1 rRNA gene is annotated in these 1,241 nt (G+C 53.4%); it reads left to right on the top strand.

The features are described 5' to 3' along the window. Positions 1–1,227: ribosomal RNA gene (locus tag BM350_RS25920) — 23S ribosomal RNA — on the top strand; the annotation flags it as partial. Between the last annotated feature and the right edge of the window lie 14 nt (positions 1,228–1,241).

Here is a 1,241-nt window from a genome sequence, read left to right as displayed (position 1 = left end):
GCGAGAGAACTCTGGTTAAGGAACTCGGCAAAATGACCCCGTAACTTCGGGAGAAGGGGTGCTTTCTTAACGGAAAGCCGCAGTGAATAGGCCCAAGCGACTGTTTAGCAAAAACACAGGTCTCTGCGAAGCCGTAAGGCGAAGTATAGGGGCTGACACCTGCCCGGTGCTGGAAGGTTAAGGAGAGGGGTTAGCGCAAGCGAAGCTCTGAACTGAAGCCCCAGTAAACGGCGGCCGTAACTATAACGGTCCTAAGGTAGCGAAATTCCTTGTCGGGTAAGTTCCGACCCGCACGAAAGGTGTAACGATTTGGGCACTGTCTCAACCAGAGACTCGGTGAAATTATAGTACCTGTGAAGATGCAGGTTACCCGCGACAGGACGGAAAGACCCCGTGGAGCTTTACTGTAGCCTGATATTGAATTTTGGTACAGCTTGTACAGGATAGGCGGGAGCCTTTGAAGCCGGAGCGCTAGCTTCGGTGGAGGCGCTGGTGGGATACCGCCCTGGCTGTATTGAAATTCTAACCTACGGGTCTTATCGACCCGGGAGACAGTGTCAGGTGGGCAGTTTGACTGGGGCGGTCGCCTCCTAAAAAGTAACGGAGGCGCCCAAAGGTTCCCTCAGAATGGTTGGAAATCATTCGTAGAGTGCAAAGGCATAAGGGAGCTTGACTGCGAGACCTACAAGTCGAGCAGGGACGAAAGTCGGGCTTAGTGATCCGGTGGTTCCGCATGGAAGGGCCATCGCTCAACGGATAAAAGCTACCCCGGGGATAACAGGCTTATCTCCCCCAAGAGTCCACATCGACGGGGAGGTTTGGCACCTCGATGTCGGCTCATCGCATCCTGGGGCTGTAGTCGGTCCCAAGGGTTGGGCTGTTCGCCCATTAAAGCGGTACGCGAGCTGGGTTCAGAACGTCGTGAGACAGTTCGGTCCCTATCCGTCGTGGGCGTAGGAAATTTGAGAGGAGCTGTCCTTAGTACGAGAGGACCGGGATGGACGCACCGCTGGTGTACCAGTTGTTCTGCCAAGGGCATAGCTGGGTAGCTATGTGCGGAAGGGATAAGTGCTGAAAGCATCTAAGCATGAAGCCCCCCTCAAGATGAGATTTCCCATAGCGTTAAGCTAGTAAGATCCCTGAAAGATGATCAGGTTGATAGGTTCGAGGTGGAAGCGTGGTGACACGTGGAGCTGACGAATACTAATAGATCGAGGACTTAACCATATAATATGAAGCAA

The sequence above is a fragment of the Bacillus sp. 103mf genome (genome assembly GCF_900116295.1).
Taxonomy (GTDB): Bacteria; Bacillota; Bacilli; order Bacillales; family Bacillaceae_G; genus Bacillus_A; species Bacillus_A bruguierae.
The sequence above is the reverse complement of the archived record's forward strand: the minus strand, read 5'-3'. Positions and strand labels throughout refer to the sequence as shown.